This is a genomic window from Advenella kashmirensis WT001, assembly GCF_000219915.2.
GTDB lineage: Bacteria > Pseudomonadota > Gammaproteobacteria > Burkholderiales > Burkholderiaceae_B > Advenella > Advenella kashmirensis.
The window spans coordinates 3,029,002-3,055,540 of the sequence record NC_017964.1 but is presented as its reverse complement, the minus strand read 5'-3'; the positions used below and the strand labels follow the sequence as shown (position 1 = coordinate 3,055,540).

At 55.4% G+C, this 26,539-nt stretch carries 17 protein-coding genes and 7 pseudogenes; 17 read left to right on the top strand and 7 right to left on the bottom strand.

All coding sequences use genetic code 11. From position 1 onward, the window contains the following. The first annotated feature begins 90 nt into the window (after positions 1–90). Positions 91–1,058, top strand: a pseudogene (locus TKWG_RS14330) (Bug family tripartite tricarboxylate transporter substrate binding protein). Here the strand turns inward: TKWG_RS14330 and TKWG_RS14325 are convergent. Then, a complete protein-coding gene (locus TKWG_RS14325) occupies positions 1,059–1,763 on the bottom strand; it encodes a GntR family transcriptional regulator (RefSeq protein WP_014751526.1) in 705 nt (234 codons plus the stop codon). It lies immediately after the preceding pseudogene. A gap of 132 nt (positions 1,764–1,895) precedes the next feature. Here TKWG_RS14325 and tcuA point away from each other — a divergent pair, with 132 nt between their 5' ends. From tcuA to trhO, 3 genes are all read left to right on the top strand, one after another. Beyond that, the gene (gene tcuA, locus TKWG_RS14320; protein WP_014751525.1) at positions 1,896–3,290 is read left to right on the top strand and encodes an FAD-dependent tricarballylate dehydrogenase TcuA; all 1,395 of its coding nucleotides are present in this window, start codon (positions 1,896–1,898) and stop codon (positions 3,288–3,290) included. 371 nt (positions 3,291–3,661) lie between these two features. Then, positions 3,662–4,531 (top strand): hypothetical protein, encoded by an 870-nt coding sequence (locus tag TKWG_RS23815; protein ID WP_179944030.1) that lies wholly within the window; start codon positions 3,662–3,664, stop codon positions 4,529–4,531. Then, positions 4,503–5,531, top strand: coding sequence for an oxygen-dependent tRNA uridine(34) hydroxylase TrhO (trhO, locus tag TKWG_RS14310; RefSeq protein WP_014751522.1), 1,029 nt, complete (start codon positions 4,503–4,505; stop codon positions 5,529–5,531). The genes TKWG_RS23815 and trhO overlap by 29 nt, the downstream gene beginning before the upstream one ends. A gap of 375 nt (positions 5,532–5,906) precedes the next feature. Here trhO and TKWG_RS25155 read toward each other — a convergent pair whose 3' ends face one another. From TKWG_RS25155 to trxB, 3 genes and pseudogenes are all read right to left on the bottom strand, one after another. Beyond that, complete coding sequence (locus TKWG_RS25155) at positions 5,907–6,164, bottom strand: Smr/MutS family protein (RefSeq protein WP_264300311.1); 258 nt, start codon at positions 6,162–6,164, stop codon at positions 5,907–5,909. A gap of 47 nt (positions 6,165–6,211) precedes the next feature. After that, the gene (locus TKWG_RS25150) at positions 6,212–6,643 is read right to left on the bottom strand and encodes a hypothetical protein (RefSeq protein WP_041709543.1); all 432 of its coding nucleotides are present in this window, start codon (positions 6,641–6,643) and stop codon (positions 6,212–6,214) included. Positions 6,644–6,681: 38 nt separating this feature from the next. After that, positions 6,682–7,640, bottom strand: a pseudogene (trxB, locus tag TKWG_RS14295) (thioredoxin-disulfide reductase). A 305-nt stretch (positions 7,641–7,945) separates the two neighbouring features. Here trxB and TKWG_RS14290 point away from each other — a divergent pair. The 7 genes and pseudogenes from TKWG_RS14290 to TKWG_RS14260 all read left to right on the top strand — a co-directional run bounded on the left by TKWG_RS14290 (position 7,946) and on the right by TKWG_RS14260 (position 17,025). Further along, a pseudogene (locus tag TKWG_RS14290) lies at positions 7,946–10,331 on the top strand (DNA translocase FtsK). Positions 10,332–10,571: 240 nt separating this feature from the next. Further along, complete coding sequence (gene lolA / locus TKWG_RS14285) at positions 10,572–11,303, top strand: outer membrane lipoprotein chaperone LolA (RefSeq protein ID WP_014751519.1); 732 nt, start codon at positions 10,572–10,574, stop codon at positions 11,301–11,303. 119 nt (positions 11,304–11,422) lie between these two features. Continuing rightward, the gene (locus TKWG_RS14280) at positions 11,423–12,760 is read left to right on the top strand and encodes a replication-associated recombination protein A (RefSeq protein ID WP_014751518.1); all 1,338 of its coding nucleotides are present in this window, start codon (positions 11,423–11,425) and stop codon (positions 12,758–12,760) included. Positions 12,761–13,103: 343 nt separating this feature from the next. Beyond that, entirely contained in the window at positions 13,104–13,361 is a 258-nt protein-coding gene (locus TKWG_RS14275) for a hypothetical protein (protein WP_014751517.1), read from the top strand. A gap of 164 nt (positions 13,362–13,525) precedes the next feature. Continuing rightward, on the top strand, positions 13,526–14,884 hold the full coding sequence (serS, locus tag TKWG_RS14270) for a serine--tRNA ligase (protein WP_014751516.1): 1,359 nt from the start codon (positions 13,526–13,528) through the stop codon (positions 14,882–14,884). A 142-nt stretch (positions 14,885–15,026) separates the two neighbouring features. Further along, complete coding sequence (gene yaaA / locus TKWG_RS14265) at positions 15,027–15,797, top strand: peroxide stress protein YaaA (protein ID WP_014751515.1); 771 nt, start codon at positions 15,027–15,029, stop codon at positions 15,795–15,797. After that, positions 15,794–17,025 (top strand): annotated as a pseudogene (locus tag TKWG_RS14260) (MFS transporter). Before yaaA ends, TKWG_RS14260 begins: the two are co-directional and overlap by 4 nt. A 202-nt stretch (positions 17,026–17,227) precedes the next feature. On the opposite strand, the gene TKWG_RS21745 reads toward TKWG_RS14260, so the two are convergent. The 3 genes from TKWG_RS21745 to TKWG_RS21740 are packed head-to-tail and all read right to left on the bottom strand — an operon-like array spanning position 17,228 to position 19,415. Then, on the bottom strand, positions 17,228–17,734 hold the full coding sequence (locus TKWG_RS21745; protein ID WP_050981624.1) for an FUSC family protein: 507 nt from the start codon (positions 17,732–17,734) through the stop codon (positions 17,228–17,230). After that, positions 17,710–19,260 carry an FUSC family protein gene (locus tag TKWG_RS14255; RefSeq protein ID WP_148274550.1) on the bottom strand — a complete coding sequence of 517 codons (1,551 nt, stop codon included), beginning with the start codon at positions 19,258–19,260 and terminating at the stop codon, positions 17,710–17,712. Before TKWG_RS14255 ends, TKWG_RS21745 begins: the two co-directional genes overlap by 25 nt. After that, positions 19,212–19,415 carry a hypothetical protein gene (locus tag TKWG_RS21740; RefSeq protein ID WP_050981622.1) on the bottom strand — a complete coding sequence of 68 codons (204 nt, stop codon included), beginning with the start codon at positions 19,413–19,415 and terminating at the stop codon, positions 19,212–19,214. The genes TKWG_RS14255 and TKWG_RS21740 overlap by 49 nt, the downstream gene beginning before the upstream one ends. Before the next feature lie 489 nt (positions 19,416–19,904). Between TKWG_RS21740 and TKWG_RS14250 the strand changes: the two are divergent. The 6 genes and pseudogenes from TKWG_RS14250 to TKWG_RS14225 all read left to right on the top strand — a co-directional run bounded on the left by TKWG_RS14250 (position 19,905) and on the right by TKWG_RS14225 (position 26,399). Further along, positions 19,905–21,622, top strand: a pseudogene (locus tag TKWG_RS14250) (acetolactate synthase 3 catalytic subunit). A gap of 9 nt (positions 21,623–21,631) precedes the next feature. Beyond that, positions 21,632–22,126 (top strand): acetolactate synthase small subunit, encoded by a 495-nt coding sequence (gene ilvN, locus TKWG_RS14245; RefSeq protein ID WP_014751512.1) that lies wholly within the window; start codon positions 21,632–21,634, stop codon positions 22,124–22,126. Positions 22,127–22,188: 62 nt separating this feature from the next. Then, positions 22,189–23,204 (top strand): annotated as a pseudogene (ilvC, locus tag TKWG_RS14240) (ketol-acid reductoisomerase). 181 nt (positions 23,205–23,385) lie between these two features. Next, the gene (locus TKWG_RS14235; protein WP_014751509.1) at positions 23,386–24,165 is read left to right on the top strand and encodes a transporter substrate-binding domain-containing protein; all 780 of its coding nucleotides are present in this window, start codon (positions 23,386–23,388) and stop codon (positions 24,163–24,165) included. Positions 24,166–24,235: 70 nt separating this feature from the next. Next, positions 24,236–25,377 (top strand): annotated as a pseudogene (locus TKWG_RS14230) (methionine aminotransferase). Between the two features lie 32 nt (positions 25,378–25,409). Next, positions 25,410–26,399, top strand: coding sequence for a Bug family tripartite tricarboxylate transporter substrate binding protein (locus TKWG_RS14225; protein ID WP_014751506.1), 990 nt, complete (start codon positions 25,410–25,412; stop codon positions 26,397–26,399). Positions 26,400–26,539 lie beyond the last annotated feature (140 nt).

Here is a 26,539-nt window from a genome sequence, read left to right as displayed (position 1 = left end):
ATCTGGATTTCCATAATTAGGTTCGTCTATTATTGTATTCCAATGTATTCAATAGTATATTATTCGAATTCTATTTCTGGAGACTAAGCAATGACCTCGTTCAAACCCTGTATGCTTGCGGCCCTGTTGGCTGCCAGTCCGCTCGCCGCATTTGCCGCTTATCCCGAGCAGCCAATCCGACTTGTCGTACCACATCCCGCCGGAGGTTCTTCGGATATTCTGGCCAGGACGATGGCAGCCGCCATGTCAAAAGACTTGGGGCAGTCTATTGTTGTGGAAAACAAAGGGGGCGGTAACGGTGCGATCGCTGCCCACTCGGTGGCAAGTGCCAAGCCCGACGGTTATACGCTGTTGCTTGCAACCGCCAGCACGCACGGAATCAACCCTACGCTATACAGGAAGCTGAACTACGATGCTGTTAAGGATTTTGCACCGGTTACGTTGTTTGCGACCGTGCCCAATGTGTTGGTAGTGGGTAATGCGCATAAGCAGATGAACGGGCTCAAAGACCTGATTGAATATATGAAGGCCAATCCAGGAAAGACCAATATGGGATCGGCCGGCAGCGGGACGCCGGGTCATCTGGCTGGCGTCATGCTCAAGGACGCCGAGCGTCTGGATCTGGTGCATGTGCCGTTCAAGGGCGGGGCGCCTGCAATCAGCGCACTAATCGGCGGACAAACCGATTTCATGTTTACCACCATTCCCGGCGCGATCAGTCATATCAAAGCCGGCTCCATCAAGGGGTTGGCGGTGTCGTCGGCCGAGCGTTCCGATGCGCTGCCGGACCTGCCACTGTTGCCGAGGCCGGCGTGCCTGGATTTGAAGCCGTATCCTGGCACGGCCTGGTGGCGCCCGCCAATACGCCGCAGCAGGTGATCGATACGCTGTATCAGTCAGCCAGCAAGGCGCTCAACAGCGAAGAGGTCAAAAGCAAGCTGGGCAATGAAGGGGCAAAGGCGGCCAAAATGACGCCAGCCGAGTTCGGCGCGTTTATTCAGGCGCAGATCAGCAGTTGGGGGAACGCGGTCAAATCATCGGGCGCGCGCGTTGACTGATCATTTGCGATCCAGCAGGAAGCGGCTAAGCCGGACCTTATAGGCTTCACTGATATGTCGGCTTGATACTTCCTGCGCCTTGTCCGGGTCGCGTTGCTCCAGGGCGTTGATAATCTGCGCATGTTCCTCGCGTGCGGTCGATGGGCGGCCGCTTTCGGCCAGCGTGCTTTTGCCCAGCAACAGCATGGCGTTTTGCAGTACCTGCAGTGTTTTGAGCAGATAGCGGTTGTGCGCGCACTGGTACAGCGTCTGATGAAACAGCCGGTTGTTATATGACAGGGCGGCAGGATCGTCCAGGGTTTCATCCCGATCAATGATCTGCCTGAGGACCGCGATTTCAACGTCCGTTGCATGGCGCGCAGCCAGCGCAGCAGCCGTGCTTTCCAGGACCCGGCGCATTTCGTAAAGTTCGCCAACCATGTTCTGATCAAGCTCGGTAATGATCAGGCCACGCTTTGGATCGTTGGTGACCAGCCCTTCGGACATCAGCCGGTTCAACGCTTCACGGATGGGGGTGCGGCTCAAGCCGATATCGGCGGCCAGTTCCGTCTCGCGCAAACGCGTGCCAGGTGGCAGGCTGCCGTTTTCCAGGGACTGGACAATATAGTTGTATGCCTGATCGCTCAACGTGACGCCACGATCATTGGCTTGTTCCGAGTCGCTCTCGGAACGGTTGGGTGCAGAAGAGGGTTTGGATTTTGCCATGATGTGATTCCTTGCTATTGACACAGCATAACGCAATTGGGAAGCTTTGCGGCTGTTTTTACCTTTTCAGACACAGTGATAAATATTTGTGTACAATAGAATACAAGAGTATATTAAGTAAGGAAATAGGACATGAATGACACATTGGCATGTGATGTTCTTGTGATTGGGGGCGGCAATGCGGCACTGTGCGCCGCGCTGTCAGCCGCTGAGCAGAACGCCTCGGTAATTCTGGTTGAAAGTGCGCCGCGCGCCTGGCGGGGAGGTAACAGTAGTCATACCCGCAACTTTCGTTGTATGCACAACACGCCCACCGATGTGCTGACGGACAGCTATCCGGAAGACGAATATTTTCAGGACGTATTCAGGGTAACAGGCGGAGAGACCAATGAGGATATGGCGCGCTATGTGATTCGTGAAACCGAAGGGTGTACGCCATGGATGAAGGCCAATGGCGTACGGTTTCAGCCATCACTGGGCGGCACGCTGCACCTGGGGCGCACCAATGCCTTTTTCCTGGGCGGCGGCAAGGCGCTGGTCAATGCCTATTACAAAGCGGCCGAAAAAGCCGGCGTGCAGGTTCTGTACGACACTGAAGCTAAGAAACTGAATTTTTCCGATGGCAAGTGTGACAGTGTAGAGCTGGTCAGAAACGGCCAGGCACTAACCATTGTGGGTAAATCCGTGGTCATTGCCTCGGGTGGTTTCGAGTCTAATGTGCAATGGCTGGAAGAGGCCTGGGGGCCGGCTGCGCGCAATTTCCTGATCCGCGGCACCCGGTTCAACCAGGGCGTCATGCTGCGCGAGCTGATGCGTAATAAGGCCTGTATTATTGGCGATCCGACTCAGGGGCACGCCGTGGCCATTGATGCACGGGCACCCAAATATGATGGGGGCATCGTCACCCGTGTAGACTGCGTCTCGCTGGGTATCGTGCTTAACAAGGACGGGCGCCGCTTTTATGACGAAGGCGAAGACTTCTGGCCCAAGCGCTACGCCATCTGGGGACGTCTGGTTGCCCAGCAACCCGATCAGATTGCTTATTGCATTATTGATTCGAAGGCCATTGGCCGGTTCATGCCCTCCGTTTTCAAGTCTATTAGTGCCGATTCCATTGAAGCGCTCGCGCAGCGCCTGGGGTTGCCAGTCAAGACGGCAGTGGAAACGGTGGCGGCCTTTAATGCCGCGGTTGAGCCCGGACAATTCAATCATAGCGTACTGGATGGTTGTCGCACGCATGGACTGCAGCCGGATAAGACCAACTGGGCACAGAAAATCGATACCGGGCCGTTTTATGCGTATCCGCTGGCCACCGGAATCACCTTTACCTATATGGGTGTGAAGGTAACGAAAAAGGCACAGGTCATCATGGACGATGAAACGCTGGCGGACAACGTTTTCGCCGCCGGTGAAATTATGGCGGGAAATATTTTGAGCAAGGGTTACGTGGCCGGATTTGGGATGGCCATCGGAACTGTATTTGGTCGTATTGCAGGCACGGAGGCAGCAAAGCATGCAGCAGCTTGAACAACTTATAGAGGATGCCCGCAACGCGGTCGGGATCTGTAATTCCTGTCGTTATTGCGAAGGCTTCTGTGCGGTCTTTCCTGCACTTGAGCAGCGGTTGGATTTTACCCGCGGCGATCTGCATTATCTGGCCAATCTGTGCCACAACTGCAGTGAATGCTATTACGCCTGCCAGTACGCGCCGCCCCATGAATTCAATGTGAATCTGCCGGTGCAACTGGCTGCGGTGCGCCAGACCACCTATCAGACGTATGCATGGCCAGGCGTCATCGCCCGCGGATTCGACCAAAGCGGCCTGCTGGCCAGCCTTGGCTTTCTGCTTGCGCTGGTGGTATTGCTGGAGACTGGCGGCGCTGATCGGCGGCCCGCCAATGCACGATTTGAATGGCCAGTTCTACGCCATTTTCCCGCATGGTGTACTGGCCACCGTTTTCGGGCTGGCCGCGCTGTGGGTTGTTCTCGCCATGGTCATGGGGTTTCGCAATTTTCTACAGGATGTGGGTGAAAAACCGTCACTGCTGCTGAGCTGGACGCATGTTCGCCAGGGGCTGTCGGACGCGTTCAGTCTGAAGTATCTGCATGGCAATGTGAAAACCGGCTGTACTTATCCGGACGATAATATTTCACCCTGGCGCCGTCGTTTTCACCATCTGACCTTTTATGGATTCATGTTGTGTTTTGCCGCCACAGTGTTTGGCACCATCTTCCATTACGTGCTCGGCTGGCAGGCGCCCTATGCATTCTTCAGCCTACCCAAGCTGACCGGGACGATCGGCGGTATTTCGCTGGCTCTGGGTACGGCAGGACAGTTCTGGCTCAAGCGCAAGGCCGATCCGGATATTCGCAATATCAGTCAAATGGGAATGGACTATGCCTTTATTGTCCAGCTGTTTCTGGCCGCGGTTACCGGCCTGGCCTTGATGGCCTTTCGGGAGACTGCCGCACTGGCGCCGTTGCTGGTTATTCACCTGGCCGTTATTCTGTCGCTGTTTATTACCATGCCGTTTGGCAAGTTTGTCCATGGCTTGTACCGCAGCGGCGCGCTCATTAAATATGCAAAGGAACAGCCGGCTGCCACTGACGTTGGGGGTTTGAATTACAATAAAGGGTTAATTTTCAGGCAAGTTGAGAATAATCAAACAGAAGGCTGTTCTGCCAACGGCAGGACAGCTAAAATGAAAGACTTGCCGTTCAAATCCCAAATTCAGTTCTATGCCTCATACCATTGCCGCCCTATATAAGTTTGTCGATCTGCCCGACTTCGAATCACTCAAGGAGCCGTTGCAGGCGTTTTGCGAGCGCAATCACGTCAAGGGAACGCTGCTGCTGGCCCGCGAGGGAATCAACGGTACCATTGCCGGCCCCAAGGAAGGCATCGATGCCGTGCTGGCCTACCTTCGTAACGATCCACGCCTGGCGGACCTGGAGCACAAGGAGTCCTGGTCCGATGAGCGCGATCCATTTCACCGGATGCGCGTGCGGCTGAAAAAGGAAATCGTGACCATGGGGCAACCCAATGTCAACACTACCAACGCCGGTACCTATGTCCCGCCGGAAAACTGGAACGACCTGATTTCCGATCCTGAGGTGGTGCTGGTGGATACGCGTAACGACTACGAGGTGGATATCGGCACGTTCAAAGGGGCGGTCAATCCCAATACTGTGACATTCCGCGAATTTCCCGACTGGGTGCAAAGCCAGGCGACCGAGGGCGGGCTGCTGGACAAAAACAAGGCTCGCAAGGTGGCCATGTTCTGCACCGGCGGGATCCGCTGCGAAAAATCCACGGCCTATATGAAATCCCTGGGGTTTGACGAGGTATACCATCTGCAGGGCGGAATTCTGAAATACCTTGAAACCATTCCTCCCGAAAAAAGCCTGTGGGAAGGCGAGTGCTTTGTCTTTGACGAACGCGTCTCTGTTGGTCATGGGCTCAAGCCCGGCCCATATATTCAGTGCCGTGCTTGCCGTCATCCCCTGAGTGAAGAAGAACGCGCTTCACCCAAGTACATCCGCGGTGAAAGCTGCCCGCATTGCTGGGACGATAAAACCGAAGAACAGCGTGAGCGCTTTCGCGAACGGCAGCGCCAGGTGGATCTGGCAGCAGCGCGCCAGGAGGAACATATTGGTGCAGATATGCAGGAGCAGATCCGTCGGCGGCGGGCCTTGAAAGCGGCCCGTAAAGAACAGGCGCGCCAGCGTGCCATGCAAAAACAGGCACAAAAAGGTGCAGAAAACTAGTTGAATATGCTAAAAACTAGTGCATTCCCTAAGTGTCATATATACGAATTACGGGCATAATTTGTTTCATGCAGGTGAGGAGACAAACGCTCTGCATGAGCAGGCTTTACCACTTAGTTGGAATATTCGATTAAGTGTGTGCACGGTAGCTGTACCCATAACAAAAATAAACGAAAGGCGGAAAATCAATATAAATTGATTCCGCCTTTCTTTTTTTCTTTTTCCGGTCTTGCTTTACGGTCTTGCTTTAGTTTATTGGGCTGCGCTTTGAAGGTCAGGTCGCATTCTGGGCTGTCGGGCTACGCTTTGAATTACCCAGTCGGGCTTTGGGTTAGTGCTTTGCATCGCCGGCGCCAGCTTGTTGTCCTGTTCGTGTTAATCGCTTTCAGGCGTCTTTAGCAAAACAATCTGAGCCCCGGCGCCACCCATATTCTCGGGCGCGGGCGCGAATGCCAGCACGGCGTCCATATTTTTCAGCCAGGCCAGCACCTGCTCCTTCAGAACAGCGGTGCCTTGGGCAGAGCCATAGCCTTTGCCGTGCACAATACAAATACAGCGAACCCGATGTTCCAGACAGGAATGAATGAAGCGATCAAAGCGTTCCGCGGCCTGGGTCGAATTGGCGCCATGCAGATCCAGCGTAGCCGCAACCGGCCATTGTCCTGACAGCAGTTTCTTGATCAGATCAACACTATCGGCTCGCTGTACATAGGCGCCTTCGGGCAGGTCAGTGTGCCGACGGCCTTTATCAGCCGACGATGTGCGCTTTTGCTCGCGTGTGCGAACAGGCGCTGCCGGTTTATGCGGATCAACCGAAGCTGCGCCTTCGGCCTGACGTCGCTTGGCGCGGAAATACTCGTTATTACCGTAGTCCAGTGCCTGGCGCGCATAGCGGTTGGCTGCCGGCAGCGGCGTGACAGATCTGACGGTTTGACGAAACAGCGCAATATCTTCCGGCGTAAAACGGCAGATGCCGCAGGATCTGTTGTTGCCTTATTGTGCCTGGGCGCGGCCTGCTGTGCTTTGGCGCGACGCGTTTCTTCGCGCACCTTGGCTTTCTGCAGTTGCCGCAGGTCTTCGAGTTTGCCTTTGATGGAGGTAACCATAGCCATTGTGGCCCGCGCCAATGGCGGAGCGGGCCTGTCCTGTTTTACTCGGGCTGGCTTTCGAGCCAGCGCTGTACATCCAGTGCCGCCATGCAACCGGTGCCGGCGCTGGTAATGGCCTGGCGGTATACATGATCCTGCACGTCACCCGCGGCGAATACGCCGGGGACCGAAGTCATCGTGGCCAGGCCACTGTGACCGCTTTTGGTCACGATGTAGCCATTTTCCAGTTCCAACTGACCCTCAAACAGGGTGGTGTTGGGGTGATGGCCAATGGCAATAAACACACCAGTGACGGCGAGGTCTTCCAGGTGTCCGTCCACATGACGCAGCCTGGCACCGGTCACGCCGCTCTGGTCACCAAGTACTTCGTCCAGCGTATTGAACAGTTTTAGCGACATGTTGCCGCCATTGACCTTGTCCATCAGCTTGTCAACCAGGATGGGCTCGGCACGGAACGTGTCGCGACGATGCACCAGCGTCACGTGGCGGCAGATGTTGGACAGATACAGTGCTTCTTCGACAGCGGTATTGCCGCCGCCAACCACAATGACATCCTGGTTGCGGTAGAAGAAACCATCGCAGGTGGCGCAGGCAGATACCCCTTTGCCCATGAAAGCCGTTTCAGAAGGCAGGCCCAGATATTTAGCTGACGAGCCGGTCGCAATGATCAGGCATCGCAGGTAAATGTGGTGCCGGACTCTGAAACCAGCCGGAACGGACGCACCGACAGATCGGCTTCTTTAATGTGTTCCTGAATGATATCGGTGTTAAAGCGCGTTGCGTGTTCCAGAAAACGCTGCATCAGGTCGGGACCCTGCACGCCCTGGGCGTCGGCAGGCCAGTTGTCCACGTCGGTCGTGGTCATGAGCTGTCCGCCCTGTTCCATACCGGTAACCAGTACCGGATTCAGGTTGGCGCGGGCTGCGTAAACCGCGGCGGTATAGCCAGCCGGACCGGCGCCCAGAATCAGCACTTTTGCATGTTTGGTTTTGTCAGCCATTGTGTCTTATCCTAAAAATCCAATGGGCAATTATAATGGATCGCTGCGCGGCACCGTTCAAAACCCCGGAACTGCCACGGTTTTGCAGCGGGCGGCGAAAAGGCCGTCCGCTAGCAGCTACATCACTGGAAAATACGGATGCTGCCTGACGTGATATTGCCTCATTGACATTTATTAAGTGGGGGCGAGGCCTGTTAAAACAACAGCTTACGAAGAATTCACAATCAATGAGTATTCGACAGCTAGAATATAAATAACATTTAATATCAATAAGCTATAATGCTTTATTGACCGAATTTATAGTTATGGCACGCACTTCAAATACCGCACCCACTCGTTCCGCCCGCAATACACGCAATACCGGGTCACGATCGTCCGCCAGGAATGCGCGCAACGCACAGAATGCCGAACCCAGTCGGCTGGCCGCCATGTTTACGGAAGCCAAATGGGTTTTGTACGCTGCGTTGGCCGCTGCCCTATCGGTCATGCTGTTTACCTGGCATCCGAATGACCCCGGTTGGGTCAGCACCTCGTCGTCCACCCTGGTTCATAACCGGCTGGGTGCTGTGGGCGCGTATGTCTCCGATATCCTCCTGTATCTTTTCGGCTTGTCGGCATGGTGGTTCGTGGCCTTGTGTCTCAAGCGCATGTGGGTAGGCTATAAATTGCTCATGAGCCGCATTGTGGCCAATCCCGATGCAGTGCTGCCGCGCGTGCATTGGGAGCAGGGCGTTGGTTTTGCCTTGCTTTTTGTCGGTTCCATGGGTTTTGAAGCCAGTCAGCTGGCGCACATTGGTGCGCAATTGCCAGGCGGCGCCGGTGGCGTGCTGGGCCAATATATCAGCAGCCTTTTTGCAACGGCGGTTGGTGTGCCGGGTGCGGTGCTAATTCTGTTTTTCATGATGGTGCTGGGCCTGGGCCTGTTCCTGGATTTTTCCTGGTTGGCACTGGCTGAAAAAATAGGCTCGGGCATACAGCGCATGCTCAATGCGCTGATCAATCTGAAAACCGCCCGCCAGGATCGCAAAGCCGGCGAAATTGCCCAGGTCGCTCGCGAAGAGCAGGTGGTGGTGCAAAAAGAGCAACTGGTGCACGAGACCTCTGTGCGCATTGAGCCGCAAATTACCGTGTTTCCTACTTCGGAGCGTGTGATCAAGGAAAAGCAGCGCACGCTGTTTGAGCCGCCCAAGAATGCCAGCGGCGAGCTGCCGGCGCTGGAATTGCTGGATCCGCCTGGCGAAAATATCGAATCGGTCTCGCCCGAGACTATTGAATATACGTCGCGGCTGATCGAGAAAAAACTGCGTGACTTTGGCGTGCAGGTGACCGTGGTTGCCGCGCAGGCCGGGCCGGTTATTACCCGTTATGAAATCGAGCCGGCCACCGGCGTCAAGGGAAGCCAGATCGTCAACCTGTCCAAGGATCTGGCGCGTGCGCTCAGTCTGGTCAGCATTCGCGTGGTTGAAACCATTGTCGGCAAAAACCTGATGGGCCTGGAATTGCCCAATCCGCGGCGTCAAATGGTGCGGCTCTCGGAAATTGTCGGCTCCAAGACCTATCATGACAACGCTTCGTCCCTGACGATGGCGCTGGGCAAGGATATTGCCGGCAATCCCGTGGTTGCGATCTGGCCAAAATGCCGCACTTGCTGGTGGCGGTACGACCGGATCGGGCAAGTCGGTCGGTATCAATGCCATGATTATTTCCCTGCTTTATAAAGCAGACGCTTCCCAGGTCCGTTTGATTCTGATTGATCCGAAAATGCTGGAAATGAGCATTTACGAAGGTATCCCGCATCTGCTGGCACCTGTGGTCACCGATATGCGTCAGGCAGCCAATGCGCTGAACTGGTGTGTGGGGGAGATGGAAAAACGCTACAAGCTCATGAGTAAAATGGGCGTGCGCAATATCAGCGGCTTCAACAGTAAAATCCGTGAAGCTGCCAAGAAGGGCGAATCCATTCCCAATCCATTCTCTCTCACGCCGGAAGAGCCGGAGCCGTTGAAAACGCTGCCCATGATCGTGGTGGTGATTGACGAGCTGGCCGACCTGATGATGGTAGTGGGCAAGAAAATTGAAGAGCTTATTGCCCGTCTGGCACAAAAGGCGCGGGCTGCCGGTATTCATCTGATTCTGGCGACACAGCGCCCCAGCGTGGACGTGATTACCGGTCTGATCAAGGCCAACATTCCCACACGTATCGCGTTTCAGGTTTCTTCCAAAATTGACTCACGCACCATTCTTGACCAGATGGGTGCCGAGGCCTTGCTGGGCCAGGGCGATATGCTGTATCAGCCGCCTGGCACCGGCTTGCCCAATCGGGTACACGGGGCATTTGTTGATGATGACGAAGTGCATCGCGTGGTTGATTATCTCAAAGAGCAGGGCGAGCCCGATTATATTGATGGTCTGCTTGAAGGCGGCGTTGGCGGCGAAACTGGTGACGGCGTAGGCAGTGTGACCGGTTTTACCGATAATGAATCCGATCCCCTGTACGATCAGGCCGTGGCCGTGGTATTGAAAAACCGCCGCGCGTCCATCTCATCTGTTCAGCGGCATCTTCGCATCGGCTATAACCGCGCCGCGCGCTTGCTGGAGCAGATGGAGCAGTCTGGTATTGTGTCTACGATGCAGTCCAACGGCAATCGCGAAATTCTGGTTCCCGCCGGTCAGGAAGACCCCGACGCTTAAAGCGGGTATGCAAGTCATGAGACCCGCTTGTAATACGCAGTAACCGCGAGTTCCTGCTTACGGCATCCGTCAGGGATGCCGTAAGTATTTGCAGCCACCGTCAAATTACAGCGGTGCAATTGTATTTACGATTTCGTTACATCCTTTCCTGCCCTGTTAATGGTAAAACAGGTCATGTTTCCGGTGGTATTCACAGGGCATTGCCCCACCGTCGGAAGAAACAACAACAGGAGTTCATTCATGAAAAAAACATTACTTGCGGTCTGCCTGGCGATGGTTGCGACGATTCCTGTCTCAGCATTGGCGCAGGATATCAAGGTGAACCCCGATATGATGAATCCGGATGCCGGCCTGTCAACAACGCTTGAAGGCGTGACATTCGAGAAGATTCCGGAGGTCAGGAACACGCAGCAGACCGACGCCCGACAACAATTGAAGGATTTCGTGGCGCAGGTCAAATCGGCCAGCGGTGAGTTTGCCCAGAAAACATCTGGCGGCAAAGGCAAGAGTCGGGCGGCGCAGACCGGTACCTTCTCCTTTGAGCGTCCGGGAAAATTCAACTGGAGCGTGGTCAAGCCCTATGCGCAAAGCGTGATCTCCGACGGCAAAACCGTTTATCAATATGATCCTGACCTGCGACAGGTCACGGAACGCCCGGTAAGCAAAGCGGTCGGCGCCTCGCCTGCGGCCATTCTGTTCGGCTCCGGTACACTGGATGATTCATTCAAGCTGTCTGCTTTGCCCGATAACCAGGGCATGGTGTGGATGCGCGCAACGCCTAAAGTGTCTGATGCCGGTTTGACGCATGTGGATATCGGCTTTGCCAATAACCTGCCGGCCGAGTTGATCATTCTGGACTCTTTCGGTCAGACCACGTCGATCAAATTGCGCAATTTCAAAAGCAACGCGAAAATTCCCGCCAGTGCCTACCAGTTCAAGGCCCCCCCTGGCGTAGATACCGTTAAAATGTAGGCTGTCAAAGGGCCTGTGCCCTTACCGCAGTCCAGTTCAAGGGGCCGTTGCGACGGCCCTTTTTGCGTTATGCTGCGGTTTACCGAGGTGCGCAGTGGTACTGGAAACCCAAAATATTTATGAGTGATTTTTCCGATAACGATCTGTTCAATGGCGCCGCCGCGGGCGCGAACGCGCCGCTGGCCGAAAGACTGCGTCCGCGCAATATCGATGAGGTCATCGGGCAGTCGCATTTGCTGGGGCCGGACAAACCCTTGCGTGTGGCGTTTGAGGCGCGTCGACCGCATTCCATGATTTTCTGGGGGCCGCCGGGCGTAGGCAAAACCACACTGGCGCGCCTGATGGCAGACGGTTTTGACGCGCAATTTATTGCCATCTCTGCAGTGCTCGGTGGCGTCAAGGACATTCGCGATGCGGTTGTCAAAGCACAGGTGGCCCAGGCGCAGGGACGCAAAACCATTCTTTTTGTGGATGAGGTGCATCGCTTTAACAAGGCACAGCAGGATGCATTTCTGCCTTATGTGGAAAGCGGGCTTTTTACGTTCATTGGCGCCACCACTGAAAACCCGTCGTTTGAAGTCAATTCGGCGCTGTTATCGCGCGCCCAGGTCTATGTGCTTACTTCGCTGTCGGACGAGGAACTGGGCCAGTTGCTGGTGCGCGCCAAAGATAGTGGCGCGATCGATCTGGACTTTGACGAGCCGGCCGTCGCGGTGCTTACCGGCTACGCCGATGGCGACGCCAGGCGGTTCCTGAATTTGCTGGAGCAGACCAGCACGGCTGCTGCTGCGGCACAGGTAACGCAGATCACGCCCGAATTCATGCAAAACGCGCTAACGCTGAACTTGCGTCGTTTTGACAAGGGCGGCGATAGCTTCTATGACCAGATCTCCGCGTTGCACAAGTCGGTGCGCGGCTCTCATCCCGACGCAGCATTGTACTGGTTCACGCGCATGCTCGATGGTGGCGCCGACCCCAAGTACCTGGCGCGTCGCATTGTGCGCATGGCCTGGGAAGATATCGGTCTGGCTGATCCGCGCGCCATGCAAATGGCCAATGAAGCGGCCGCCACCTATGAGCGCCTGGGCTCGCCGGAAGGTGAGCTGGCGCTGGCACAGGCCGTCATCTATCTGTCCGTTGCGGCCAAGAGCAATGCAGGCTACAACGCCTACAACCAGGCGCGCGCGTTCGTCAAGCAGGATAAATCGCGCGAAGTGCCGGTGCATCTGCGCAATGCGCCTACCAAGCTGATGAAAGAGCTGGGTTACGGACATGAATATCGTTATGCGCATGACGAGCCCGATGCCTATGCCGCCGGCGAGACCTATCTGCCCGACGGCATGCGCGAACCGGGCTGGTATCGTCCGGTACAGCAGGGGCTGGAAACGAAAATCACGGAAAAGCTCAATTACCTGCGCTCGCTGGATCGTGAGGCGCGGCAAAATAAAAAGCGTTAAGAAAAAAGCAAAAAAAGCTCAATAAAGTAAAGAGCACTCTATAAATAACGCTCAATAAAAACGCAAAAACCACTGTCGGGGCGTTGTTCAGGGCGCCCGCTTTCATCTTTTTGCTTCGTCACTTTATTGTGTCCGCTGAAACACTGTTGCATCAGTAGCAGGCGAGAGGGCGTACTATATGTCGCAAGGGGATGTAATAAAACCATCCTTTGCGCAACCTGGGCTTTGAGGTAGATATTGCCTGCAGCGGTTATCGATCAGCCCTGGCTGCCGCATACGTATTTGCCATTGGCGCCGGGCGCAATGTCCGGCAGCGCGCGTTTTCAATAACAGGAGCGAGAATATGAGAAATACCGGTATAGCGACACTGGTCAGTGCCGTCGCATTGGCGCTGGGGATGCATGCTGCAACGGCGGCAGATATGAGCATGGATGGCAAAGGCAAGACAGATCAAAAGCCGCAGGGGCAAGCCCATGCCGCCCCGGCACCTACACCGGGGTGGGAAAAACTCAGTAGAAATAAAAACTGGAAACTGGCGGCGCCCGACGCGGACAAACGCCATAACAAGAACATGAAATCGGAAACCCGGGCTGCACCTTAATCGATCTGTTCCGTAATTTTGGTGGCGAGTCTTCTGCAAGAACCAATAGCGACGCACTTGCAGCAAGCGGCGCGCGTGTTGTTCGGCTTGCGGCCCCACCGGGCGCGTATAGCTGTATATAATGATTACCCTATACTTCTCCCACACGAAACCAGAAAAAAATCATGTTAGATCCTGTTTTATTGCGAAAAGAGCTTCCCCTTGTCATCGCTGCGCTCAAGCGCCGCAACGTCGATTTTGACGAGGCCCGCTTCAACCAGCTCGAAGCCCGGCGCAAAGACGTGCAAATCCAGACCGAGACCTTGCAGGCGCAGCGCAACGCGCTGGCCAAGCAAATCGGTCAGCTCAAGTCGCGTGGGGAAGACGCCAGTGCCGTCATGGCCGAATCGCAGGCGCTGCCCGGCAAACTCAAGGCGCTGGAAGAAGAACTGGCTGGTATTCGCAGCGAGCTGGACGGCTGGCTTATGACGATTCCCAACCTGCCGCACAGCTCCGTACCCCAGGGCAAAGACAGTGACGATAACGTCGAGGTCCGGCGCTGGCTGGGTACCCAGGCGGGCTACGTGACTGATCACAGCGAACCGCCAGCCAAGGGTTTTGAGACCCAGGATCATGTGACGGTGGGCGAACGCCTTGGCCTGGAATTTGATACGGCAGTCAAGCTCACCGGTGCGCGCTTTTCTTTCATGCGCGGCGGCATGGCGCGCCTGCATCGCGCGCTGGCCCAGTTCATGCTGGACTTGCACACGAGCGAGCATGGCTATACCGAATGCTACACACCGTACATTGTCAATAGTTCAACCCTGCTGGGCACCGGTCAGTTGCCCAAGTTCAAGGACGATATGTTCTGGGTGACCAAAGGCGGCGAAGACGAACCCCAGACCGACCAGCAGGGCAAGCCGATAGAAAAGGAAGATCTTTATTTGATCTCCACATCGGAAATTACGTTGACCGCCACGGTCAAGAACGAAATAGTGCCCGGCGCCAGTCTGCCTTTGCGCCTGACGGCGCATACACCGTGTTTTCGCTCTGAAGCCGGCAGCGGCGGTCGCGACACCCGGGGCATGATCCGTCAGCATCAGTTCGACAAAGTGGAAATGGTGCAGATTGTCCATCCGGATACCTCCTATGATGCGCTGGAGCAAATGGTGGGGCATGCTGAAAAAGTGCTGCAGTTGCTGCAACTGCCTTACCGTGTCATGCAGTTGTGCACTGGTGATATGGGTTTTGGCGCAGCCAAAACTTATGATCTGGAAGTCTGGATTCCGGCACAGAACACCTGGCGCGAGATTTCTTCTGTCTCCAATTGCGAAGCCTTCCAGGCTCGACGCCTGCAGGCGCGGTTCCGTAACGAACAGGGCAAAACCGAATATCTGCATACGCTTAACGGCTCTGGCCTGGCAGTAGGACGCACACTGGTGGCGCTTATTGAAAACTATCAGCAGGCCGACGGCAGCATCGAGATTCCTGAGGTATTGCGTCCCTATATGGGTGGTGTGGCGCGCCTGGCTCCTGCAGCTTAAATGATCGCGGTCAAGCCTGCCGGGCGGCGGTAGCCGGCAGGCCAACCCGATTTGCCATGATGTATTGACGACGTTCCGGGCCCCTGACGGTAAGCGGCGTTTTTTCCTGATTCATCAAACATTCCATTCAAGGTTGTCCGTCATGCTTTTCCTGCTTTCCCCTGCAAAAAAACTCGATTACGACTCTCCTGTTTCTACCAACACCCATACCCAGCCCCTTTTTATCAAACGCTCCGCAGAGCTGATCAAAGTGCTCAAAACCAAGAGCGCCGACGATATCGCGGGACTGATGAAGCTGAGCGCGGCGCTATCCGAGCTGAACGTGCAGCGGTACGCTGAGTGGAAACCGAAGTTTGATCAGAAAAACGCCCGCCAGGCCGTGCTGGCATTCAATGGCGACGTGTATGAAGGCCTGGCGGCAGAGACGCTGACCGAATCACAACTGGCATGGGCCCAGGAGCACGTGGCCATTCTGAGCGGCCTGTATGGCGTGCTGCGGCCGCTGGACCTGATGCAGCCTTATCGGCTGGAAATGGGTACACGCCTGCAAACCGCCCGCGGCAAAAATCTGTATGAGTTCTGGGGTTCGGAGATTGCCCAATACCTGAATGAACGTCTGGCCGATCAGACTTCGCGCATCGTGATCAACCTGGCCTCGGAAGAATACTTCAAGGCAGTTGACGGCAAAACGCTGGATGCGCGCGTTATCCAGTGTGTTTTCCAGGACTACAAAAACGGTGTCTACAAAATTATCAGTTTCAATGCCAAGCGTGCGCGCGGGCTGATGGCGCGGTTTGCCATTGAGACCAAAGCTAAAACGCCGGCGGCCCTGAAAAAATTCAATGAGCAGGGCTATGCCTTTGCCGCCGAGGAGTCCACGGAAGACAAACTGGTCTTCCGGAGAAAACAATGAGCCGTCAGGCTGCAATAAGGATTTTTGTACTTTTTGCACTGGGCTATTTTTTGTCCTATGTATATCGCGGCCTGAATATCGGCTTTGCGCCGTTTCTGTCGCGCGAAATGAATCTGACGGCCAGCGACCTGGGGCTGCTGACCAGCTTTTACTTTATCGGCTTTGCTCTGGCCCAGCTTCCTGCCGGGCTGGCGCTGGACCGCTATGGCGCACGCCGCACCGATGCGATCCTGTTGCTGGTGGCCGCTGCCGGGACGGTGCTTTACGGCATGACACACTCCATGCAGGGGCTGATTATCGGTCGCATTATGATCGGCGTGGGTGTTTCGGTCTGCCTTGGCGCCGGATTTCTGGCAATAGCCCAGAATTTCCCTTCCTCGCGCTGGCCGCTACTCAATGGCCTGATGGTGGCGTTGGGCGGCATGGGCGGCGTGGTGGTCGGCACGCCGCTGGCCGTGCTGCTGACGCAATACACCTGGCGGGAAATCAGCGTCGGCATGGCCGTGTTCACCATTGCCGTGGCTACCGTCATCTGGCTGCTGGTGCCCGAGTCGAAGCAGCGGATGGCGCCGCATGAGTCGGTGTCCAAACAAATCCATGGTGTGCGTATTATTTTGAAGAATGCGGTGTTCTGGCGCGTGGTGCCTTTTCCATGCGCCGTGGGCGGCGCCTTCTATGCCGCCCAGTCGCTGTGGGTCAAACCGTATCTGACCGACGTATCCGGACTGACCGCGCGTCAGGCCGACAGTCTGGTGTCCATGCTGGGGTTGACCATGGTGGCCGGCACGGTCATCACTGGTCTGGTGGCGCGCGTATCGAACGCTACGGTCTGGGCCTGCGCGCCTTTTGCGGGCTGGGAATGACGCTGTTCGTGCTGGTGCAATTGCTGATTCTGTTTCGTGTGCCCGTCGCGCCGTCGTTGATCTGGGGCGCCTATGGGTTTGTCGCCGCCAGTTGCATTCTTGCCTATGCCTTGCTGGCCGAGGTATTTCCCCGCAAGGTTGTCGGTCGCGTTACCACTGCCTTCAACATGATTTTTTTCATTAGCATTTTTTCCATGCAGGTGGGCGTAGGATTCGTCCTGGATTTCTGGCCTGCAACGGACGGCCAGTATCCTGCCGTGGCGCACCTGACCGGCTGGGGCATCATGATTGCCATCCAGCTGGTCTCGGCGATCCTCTATTTCTGGCCCGGCGCCCTTAAAGTGGATGAGCAGCTGTTCGAGTAGATGGTCATGGGTTTCAGATATAGTGCCGTGAAGCAGCTCGTCTGCCGGGGCAGGGTGCAGCAGCGTCGCGGCACATGGTGCGTTCGATAATGAGCGACGATTAACGATTAACGATTAACGAGGCGCCTTGTGTGAATGGATGCGTGCCGACCTGCCGCGGTTGGCAGTTCGCTGCCGCCGCCAGGGTATGTTGCCGATTCGATTACATCAAGCCAATATTGGTCGCCTGCTGGCGAATACGCAGCGCGGCCTGTTGCATCTGTTTGAGTGGAAAGACCAGGCTGCCGTACTGGCCTTCGGTTTCAATTTGCGATGGCGCTTCGGTAATGGCCTGTGCGTCTTTGTCCAGCAAGTCAGAGACGTTGGTGAGGGTCTGCTGCATATTGGGCGGTATTTTGTCCAGGCCGGCCAGGACCGGCGCAATGGCGGCGATCTGACTGGCCACAGCGTCGGTCTGCACCAGAATCGTGTTCAGTTCCTTAATATGGATCTGCTTGGATTTGGGTTCGTTCATCATCCGGTAGAAGCTGTCTGCGAACGCGCCAAAGGCGGTGTGCATATTTTTTCGAGACAGTTGCGCCTGCACATAGCGTTCGTTGTCGGCCGAGGATATTTTCTGCTCAGGGTCGGCGTGAACCGACGTGATGTACGCCTGTACGGCCAGAATATAGTCATGCGCGGCCGCTATGGCCTCCTGCGCCAGCGGCATGATGCGCTGCTTTTCCCACCAGGCAGAATCGAGCCGCAGGCAAAGGCCAGCACACACCCGGCCAGGGTATCGAGCGCGCGTTCGCCGATAATAAGCAGGTTACCCGGACTCAGGAAGTGAAAGGCGATCAGGATATAAATCGTCATCAACAACGAGCTTAGCGGATAGTTGGTCAATACGAAAGCATTGCCCAGCACCATCGCCGGAATCATGATGGCAATCAGAATTAACGGACTGCTGGTCAGGTTAAACAGCGCGATGGTGATCAGGCAGCCGGCCAGCGTGCCGACCAGACGACCGATTGTGCGCTGACGTGTGAGCGCGAACCCGGGCCGCATGATAATGAGCACCGTCAGGATGATCCAGTAACTGTGCGAGGTAAATGCGCGCACAATTGCCGAGTGCCCATAGACAAGACTGACGACCGTTGAAATGAGCAGCACCAGGGTAACCACAAAGGTGGTGCGCAAGGCGTAGCGGAAAATGGACGAGTTCAGATTCAGATTGCGCTTGAAGGGGGCCAGGGTAATAGCTTGCGGTGTAATAAAACGGCGCAGCGAGTTGTCGCGCTTCAGGCTATTGACCGGCTCAAGGCGTGAGCCACGCAGATTATCGGCAATGCGGTCTACAAACCGGCTGGCATTACGCAGGCGGCGCACAATCTGCACCACCAGCAGATAGGTTTCCGGTTCCGTGCGCTGGATGCCATCCTGTTTCAGTTGCAGCAGCTCATATTCCATGGCGCGCAGCTCCGCCCTGACACTGTTGCGATAATCCACCGGTTTGTTGCGCGCCAGGCTATATGCGGTCCGGTTCAGGGTGCGACTGATCTTGAACAGGGTATCGCGCATGAACAGCAGGATGTCATGATCCTGAAAGCGCGCGCGCAAGGTGGCATAGTCGGTCTGCGACGCCACCATGGTATCGAGCAGGGCGATCATGTCGATAAAGACATTCCACAGCAAAATACGCTGCTGGTCGCTGGCATCGTTGTCGCGGGGCAGATTGCGTAGCACGACATCGCGTGCACTCTGGTGCTGCTCTGTCATCGCGATCATTTGCGGAATCAGGCGTCGATAGCTGTCGTCCAGATTCTTGTGCGTGTCGTAGAAATCAGCACGCGTACTCACATAAGATGCCGTGGCGTACAGGGCGGCGGCCAGGGTCTGCCTTTCTTCGCGCAGCTTGAACAGGTGACTGATGGAGGTGCTGTACAGAATGTAGAAAACGCCGCCCATGGCCGTATAGCTGGTATGGGTGAGCGCCTCGTCAACCGACATCGGGGTGTGCATGGACAGCATCATCTGCAACAGGCACCCGAATCCGATCAGTCCGCCGCGGCGGCCATAGACCGATAGCATGGAATAGAAGAATACCTGGGCGGACACCACCAGCCAGAGCAGGGCGGGATAGGGGCTGGCCAGCCCGGTGATCAATCCCGAGATCTGCCCCAGTACAATACCGCCCAGCATTTCGTTCAGACGTGAGCGCTTGGTGCCCCCACCTGATCGATAATGGCCGGACACAGCGCTCCGGTGGCCAGCGCCACGCCTATCATGGGCTCGTTGAAAAAACCGGCCATCACCAGTACCGGCAGCAGCACCCCCGTGGCCTGGCGCGTTCCATGGAAAAGATGGGAACTGTAGAAGAATTTGACGAAATTTTCCGCGCGAATATCCATACACCAAACCAGTGAAAAGACGCAGGCTCCCCGGTGCCGGTCGCAGGCAGGCGACAGGCAGTGCCCACAGAGGCGACACAGCAAAGAGCCCTATTGTACCGTTGCCCGACAATAAATTTGTGCATAATGAAAATTCCCGATTGCGTTTGGTGTTGCAATGGGGTACATTTGAGGACTATACCTGCGCACAATCCGTCGCCGGTATCTACGGACACCCTGTTTTAGCTATCCGCTTCAATTGCAGTGCGCCTTAACTTAACGAACAATAGCGGTTATTCGTGCCAAAAGCGTGAATAAACGTCTCCATTTCGAACTCTCCCGCACCTTGTGTGCGCGCAGACCCAGATTGATGGCCAGGCTGGTACATCAATGTCTGCAGGTGGCGTTCCTCCGTGAGGAACAAAGCGCTGCAGATGTTGACGGATCCCGCTGACGCCGCAGGTCACAGGACCAATCAACGCGGGAATGCTGGTTATGAAAGGAAATAACATGGAACTCAATGGCGCCGATATCGTCGTGCGCTGCCTGGCCGAAGAGGGCGTCGAGCACGTTTTCGGTTATCCTGGTGGCGCGGTGCTCTACATTTACGACGCAATCTATAAACAGAAAGACTTCAAGCATATTCTGGTGCGACACGAGCAGGCTGCCGTGCACGCTGCCGATGCCTATTCGCGCTCCTCCAACAAAGTTGGCGTGTGTCTGGTCACCAGCGGCCCGGGCCTGACCAATGCGGTCACCGGTATTGCCACTGCCTACATGGACTCCATCCCGCTGGTCATCATCAGTGGTCAGGTGCCCACCAAGGCTATCGGCGAAGACGCCTTTCAGGAATGCGATACTGTCGGCATTACCCGACCCTGCGTCAAACACAATTTCCTGGTTCGCGACGTCAAAGACCTGGCCGATACCATGCGCAAGGCATTCTACATTGCCCGCACCGGTCGTCCCGGCCCGGTTCTGGTCGATATCCCCAAGGATATCTCCATGACCATGTGCAAATACGCGCCCCCCAAGTCTGAAATCAAGATGCGCTCCTACTCACCGGTGGTCAAGGGCCACCTGGGGCAGATCAAAAAGGCCGCCCAGTTGCTGGCGGGCGCCGAGCGTCCCATGATTTATGCGGGCGGCGGGGTCATCCTGTCCGACGCATCCGATGAACTGCGCGAATTGGTGCGGCTCAGCGGGGCACCGGTCACCACCACGTTGATGGCGCTGGGCGCGCAGAACCCGGATTCTGATCAGTATCTGGGCATGCCGGGCATGCATGCACGTATGAAGCCAATATGTCCATGCAGAACTGCGATGTGCTGATCGCTGTCGGTGCACGCTTTGACGATCGCGTGATCGGCAATACCAAGCACTTTGCACAAGCCCAGCGCAAAATCGTTCATATCGATATTGATCCCTCGTCCATTTCCAAGCGGGTGAAGGTTGATATTCCCATTGTGGGCAACGTTCGGGAAGTGCTGCAGGAAATGAATCCGCTGGTGGCCGATGCGCTGGCCGAACAGAAAAGCAGTCGCTCATTGCAGGCGTGGTGGAAGCAGATCAATGAATGGCGTGGTCGGGATTGCCTGAAATACGATAACGGCAGTGAGCTGATCAAGCCGCAATTTGTCATTGAAACCCTGTGCAAGGTTACCGAAGGCAACGCTTTCGTTACCTCGGACGTGGGCCAGCACCAGATGTGGGCGGCGCAATACTATCGATTCAATCACCCGCGTCGCTGGATCAATTCCGGCGGCCTGGGCACCATGGGTGTCGGCCTGCCGTACGCCATGGGTGTGCAGATGGCGCATCCCGATGCGCAAATTGCCGTTGTAACCGGAGAAGCATCGATCCAGATGAACATCCAGGAGCTGGCAACCTGCACGCAATATCATTTCACGCCAAAAGTGCTGTGCCTGAACAACCGTTACCTGGGCATGGTGCGCCAATGGCAGGAAATCGACTATCAGTCGCGCTACTCCGAGTCGTACATGGACTCGATCCCCGACTTCGTCAAACTGGTCGAAAGCTATGGCCACATCGGCCTTCAGATCGATAAACCGGCAGATGTCGAGCCGGCTATCAAGGAAGCTTTCGGCAAGCACAAAGACCGTCTGGTCTTCCTGGACTTTATCACTGACCGGACCGAAAACGTCTGGCCAATGGTCAAGGCAGGCAAGGGCCTGACCGAAATGTTGCTGGGTTCAGAAGACTTGTAAGGGGAAACCATGAAACACATTATCTCCATTCTGCTGGAAAATGAACCCGGTGCGCTGTCCCGCGTGGTGGGCCTGTTCTCGGCCCGGGGCTACAACATTGAAACGCTGACTGTTGCACCAACCGAAGACGCGACACTGTCACGCCTGACAATCATGACTGCCGGCTCGGACGACGTTATCGAACAGATCACGAAACACTTGAACCGTCTGGTCGATGTGGTTAAAGTAGTCGATCTGACCGAAGGGGCTCATGTCGAACGTGAGCTCATGCTGGTCAAAGTTCGTGCGGTGGGCAAGGAGCGCGAAGAAATCAAGCGCCTGGCTGACATCTTCAGGGGGCATATTGTAGATGTGACTGATAAGTCCTACACAATTGAACTGACGGGTGTACAGGAAAAAATCCAGGCGTTTCTGTCTGCGCTGGATCGCAGTGCGATCCTGGAAACGGTTCGTACAGGCGTCTCTGGTATCGGGCGCGGCGAACGTATCCTGCGGGTGATGTAATCTGGTGGTAAGCGCAGTAAGCAGACATTCAAACAAATTTAACTAAATTCTTGAGGCTTTAAATGAAAGTTTTTTACGACAAAGATTGTGACCTGTCCCTGATCAAAGGGAAAAATGTTGCCATTATCGGTTACGGTTCCCAAGGCCACGCCCACGCGCTCAACCTGCATGAATCCGGTATCAACGTTACCGTTGGCCTGCGCAAAAATGGCGCATCATGGAACAAGGCAGCCAATGCTGGTTTGAAAGTGGCTGAAGTGGCTGATGCCGTCAAAACGGCCGATCTGGTCATGATCCTGTTGCCCGATGAGAACATCGCTCAGGTTTACAAAGAACACGTCCACGGCAATATCAAAGCCGGTGCAGCATTGGCTTTCGCCCACGGCTTTAACGTTCATTACGGCCAGGTTGTGCCCGCGACGACATCGACGTCATCATGATTGCGCCCAAAGCGCCAGGTCACACCGTTCGCGGCACCTACTCACAAGGCGGCGGAGTTCCTTCCCTGATCGCCGTACATCAGGACAAATCCGGTGCTGCGCGCGATGTAGCGTTGTCCTACGCCAGCGCCATCGGTAGCGGTCGCGCCGGTATCATTGAAACCAACTTCCGTGAAGAAACCGAAACCGATCTGTTCGGCGAACAGGCCGTGCTTTGCGGCGGTGCCGTGGAATTGATCAAGGCTGGTTTCGAGACTCTGGTGGAAGCCGGCTATGCGCCTGAAATGGCCTACTTCGAATGCCTGCACGAACTCAAGCTCATTGTTGACCTGATCTACGAAGGTGGTATCGCCAACATGAACTACTCCATCTCCAATAATGCCGAGTATGGCGAGTACGTCACAGGTCCGCGCATTGTGACTGACCAAACCAAACAGGTCATGCGTGACGTTCTGAAAGATATCCAGACCGGTGAATACGCGAAAAGCTTCATCATTGAAAATGCAGCCGGTGCACCGACACTGACTTCACGTCGTCGCATCAATGCCGAATCAGACATCGAAGTGGTTGGCGAGAAACTGCGCGCCATGATGCCCTGGATCGCCAAAAACAAACTGGTTGATCAAACCAAAAATTAAGAGTAGGCTTTTGCGCCAGAGGCTGGTTTTTCAGTTCTGGCGCAAGGCGGCTGTCAAATGGCAGGCGCCAGGGCGTACAAAACAGGTATGAGTGCGGATGTGTCATAGACGCATGTGCGCTATATCCTGGTTCAAAACCTCTGTTTATCAGGGGTTTTCTCTATTTTAAGGTCGGCAAGCTATGAATATCAAAACCCTTATCGCGGCAGGCTTACTGGCCGCCAGCACGTTTGGCGCTCCTGCCTTTGCACAGGATGTGCTCAAAGTGGGCGTCGAAGCCCTGTACCCGCCATTTGAAAGCAAAACCCCCGATGGCAAACTGGTCGGTTTTGACGTTGAGCTCAATGACGCGGTCTGTGCCAAGCTTCAGGTCAAGTGCGAATGGGTCGAGACCAGCTTTGACGGGCTGATCCCCGCACTCAATGCGCGTAAATTTGATTACATCAACTCGGCCATGAATATTACCGAACCGCGCCAGAAAGTCATTGACTTTACGGTGCCCATTTACGACGTCCCCAGCCAGCTGATCGCCAAAAAAGGCTCAGGCCTGCAGGCCACGCCGGAAAGCCTGAAAGCGACTGTTGTCGGCGTATTGCAGGGATCGGCGCAGGAAGCCTTCGTTAAGAAGCATTGGGCGCCCAAGGGTGTAAAAATCGTCTCGTACGCCTCACAGGATCAGATTTATCAGGATCTGCAAAGCAATCGCATTCAGGCAGCCGTGCAGAAAACGCCCAGCGCGGTGAGTGCCTTTCTGGAAAAGCCCGCAGGCAAGGATTACGAAATCACGGGCGCACCGCTTGACGATACCTCGGTATTGGGCGTGGGTACCGGCTTCGGTATACGCAAGGGTAATGATGAACTTAAAAAGCGTCTTGACGGCGCGATTGATGCACTCAAGAAAGATGGTACGATAAGCAAGCTTACCCAAAAATATTTCAACGCCGACTGGGTCGCCAAATAAGTCGAGAGCGCAGCAAGCGCAACCGGCCCGGGCGGCCGGTTTTTTTCATTCCGTTTATCAGGTAACGATCATGCAGATCCGTTCGAAGCTGCCCGCCGTGGGCACCACTGTTTTCAGCGTCATCGGTGATCTTGCCGAGCGTCATCAGGCTGTCAATCTGGCGCAGGCGCGCCCAATTTTCCGTGTGCACCCGAACTGATCGATCATGCCATCGACGCCATGTCCGAAGGACACAATCAATATTCCCCCATGATTGGCATTGAGCCATTGCGCAATAAAATTGCTGAAAAAATCCAGCTGCTGTACGGCCACAGTTATGATGAACTCAATGAAGTCACGGTCATGGGCAGCGCCAGCGAAGCGCTTTATTGCGCTATTGCGGCACTCATCCATCCAGGGGATGAGGTGATTTATTTCGAACCGTGTTTTGACAGCTATGCGCCGATTGTCAAATTGCAAGGGGCCATGCCGGTCGCAATCAAACTGGTGCCGCCCAGCTACGGCATAGACTGGGATGCAGTGCGCGATGCCGTTAACGATCGCACGCGCATGATTATCATCAATTCGCCCCATAATCCGAGCGGCGCCGTGCTCTCGGACGCCGATATCGCCGCGCTGCAGGATATCGTGGCAGACACCGATATCGTTATTTTGTCTGATGAAGTGTACGAACACGTGGTGTTCGACCAGGACATTCACCGCAGCATGTCTCGTTACGACGGGTTGCGCGAGCGGGCTGTGGTGGTCACATCCTTTGGCAAGACGTTTCATGTGACCGGGTGGCGTATCGGTTATTGCGTTGCGCCTGCAGCTATCACGGCTGAAATACGCAAGATTCACCAGTTTCTCATGTATTGCGCCGATACACCCATGCAGTATGCGCTGGCAGCCATGATGGAAACGCCCAATCATTACCTGAACCTGTCTACCATCTATCAGGAAAAGCGTGATCTGCTGGCCCATGCACTCAAAGCATCCAAATTCGAACTGCTGCCCAGCAAGGGCGGGTTTTTCATGCTTGCCCGTTTTCATCACTTCAGTTATTTGTCTGACGTACAGCTGGTACGCAGGCTGATCGAAGAGTTCGGCGTGGCAACCATTCCCGTTTCGGCGTTTTATTCCGATGGAACCGATCTGGGCGTTATTCGCCTGTCGTTTTCAAAGGATGATGCCACTTTGGAAGAGGGCGCAAGACGTCTTTGCAAATTATGATATTAATCAGTTATCTCGTTTAAGGAAACACGATGAAAAACTTCAAGAAACTGACCCTCAATACCGTTCTGGCCGCCAGTGGCGTGCTGGGCTTGGTGGCTACCGCTGCGGCCCAGGACAATTGGCCTGCCAAACCTATTACCTTTATCGTTCCCTACGCTGCAGGCGGCTTTGCCGATACCCGCATGCGCCTGCTGGCAGAAGAGCTGGGCAAAGAGCTCAAGGCCAACGTGGTGGTAGAGAACAAGGCCGGTGCAGGTGGCGTGATTGGCACAGACTATATCGCTCGCGCCAAGCCCGACGGTTATACGATAGGCAGTGGCAATTTGGCGCCGCTGTCGGTCAATCCCACATTAATGCCAAAGAACGTGAAGTATGACGTGGCCAAAGACCTGGCGCCGGTCATTCTTATCGAAGAAAGCCCGCTGATCCTGAGTGTGAACAATAAGCTGAACGTTAAAACCGTTGCCGACCTGATTGCACTGGCCAAAAAAGAACCTGGCAAACTGACCTTCGGTTCGTCCGGTGTTGGCGGCGCCCATCACTTGTCTGGCGAGCTTTTTGCCACCGACGCACAAGTGGAGCTGACCCACGTTCCATACAAGGGTGGCGCCCCTGCCGGCAGCGACCTGATGGCGGGCCATATCGATATGATGTTTGAAATGGGTTATGCCGCCATGCCGGCCATCCAGTCCAAAAAAGTGCATCCACTGGCCGTGACCAGCGCCAAGCGGCTGCCTTTGCTGCCCGATGTGCCTACCATGCAGGAAGCCGGCTTGAAGGACTTTGAATCCTACAACTGGCAGGGCGTGATTGCGCCTGCAGGCACCCCCGAGCCGATTATCAGCAAATTGAATACAGCCTTTAACAATATCCTGAAAAAACCCGAAGTGCAAAAAGCGTTTGAAAGCACGGGTGGCCAGTCTGCTGGCGGTTCACCTGAGGATTTTGCCAAGTTCATCCAGAGTGAAACAGCCAAGTGGGCCCAGGTCATCAAAACCTCGAATGTGTCGGTAAACTAAACGGCATTATTTGGTATGCAGCGGACGGGCGCTCGCCTGTCCGGCACTGCCCGGCTTCAATGTAATACAGGTGCAGGTATCGGTGGCTTTAATGCGTTGCCGGTGTTAACATGGATGTCATCGCAGGCAAGGGCGACATT

Excerpts from the sequence above, each read along its gene's own strand:
- TKWG_RS14325 (WP_014751526.1), bottom strand. The coding sequence starts at position 1,763 with ATGGCAAAATCCAAACCCTCTTCTGCACCCAACCGTTCCGAGAGCGAC.
- tcuA (WP_014751525.1), top strand. The coding sequence starts at position 1,896 with ATGAATGACACATTGGCATGTGATGTTCTTGTGATTGGGGGCGGCAAT.
- TKWG_RS23815 (WP_179944030.1), top strand. The coding sequence starts at position 3,662 with ATGCACGATTTGAATGGCCAGTTCTACGCCATTTTCCCGCATGGTGTA.
- trhO (WP_014751522.1), top strand. The coding sequence starts at position 4,503 with ATGCCTCATACCATTGCCGCCCTATATAAGTTTGTCGATCTGCCCGAC.
- TKWG_RS25150 (WP_041709543.1), bottom strand. The coding sequence starts at position 6,643 with ATGGCTATGGTTACCTCCATCAAAGGCAAACTCGAAGACCTGCGGCAA.
- lolA (WP_014751519.1), top strand. The coding sequence starts at position 10,572 with ATGAAAAAAACATTACTTGCGGTCTGCCTGGCGATGGTTGCGACGATT.
- TKWG_RS14280 (WP_014751518.1), top strand. The coding sequence starts at position 11,423 with ATGAGTGATTTTTCCGATAACGATCTGTTCAATGGCGCCGCCGCGGGC.
- TKWG_RS14275 (WP_014751517.1), top strand. The coding sequence starts at position 13,104 with ATGAGAAATACCGGTATAGCGACACTGGTCAGTGCCGTCGCATTGGCG.
- serS (WP_014751516.1), top strand. The coding sequence starts at position 13,526 with ATGTTAGATCCTGTTTTATTGCGAAAAGAGCTTCCCCTTGTCATCGCT.
- yaaA (WP_014751515.1), top strand. The coding sequence starts at position 15,027 with ATGCTTTTCCTGCTTTCCCCTGCAAAAAAACTCGATTACGACTCTCCT.
- TKWG_RS21745 (WP_050981624.1), bottom strand. The coding sequence starts at position 17,734 with ATGCCGCTGGCGCAGGAGGCCATAGCGGCCGCGCATGACTATATTCTG.
- TKWG_RS21740 (WP_050981622.1), bottom strand. The coding sequence starts at position 19,415 with ATGGATATTCGCGCGGAAAATTTCGTCAAATTCTTCTACAGTTCCCAT.
- ilvN (WP_014751512.1), top strand. The coding sequence starts at position 21,632 with ATGAAACACATTATCTCCATTCTGCTGGAAAATGAACCCGGTGCGCTG.
- TKWG_RS14235 (WP_014751509.1), top strand. The coding sequence starts at position 23,386 with ATGAATATCAAAACCCTTATCGCGGCAGGCTTACTGGCCGCCAGCACG.
- TKWG_RS14225 (WP_014751506.1), top strand. The coding sequence starts at position 25,410 with ATGAAAAACTTCAAGAAACTGACCCTCAATACCGTTCTGGCCGCCAGT.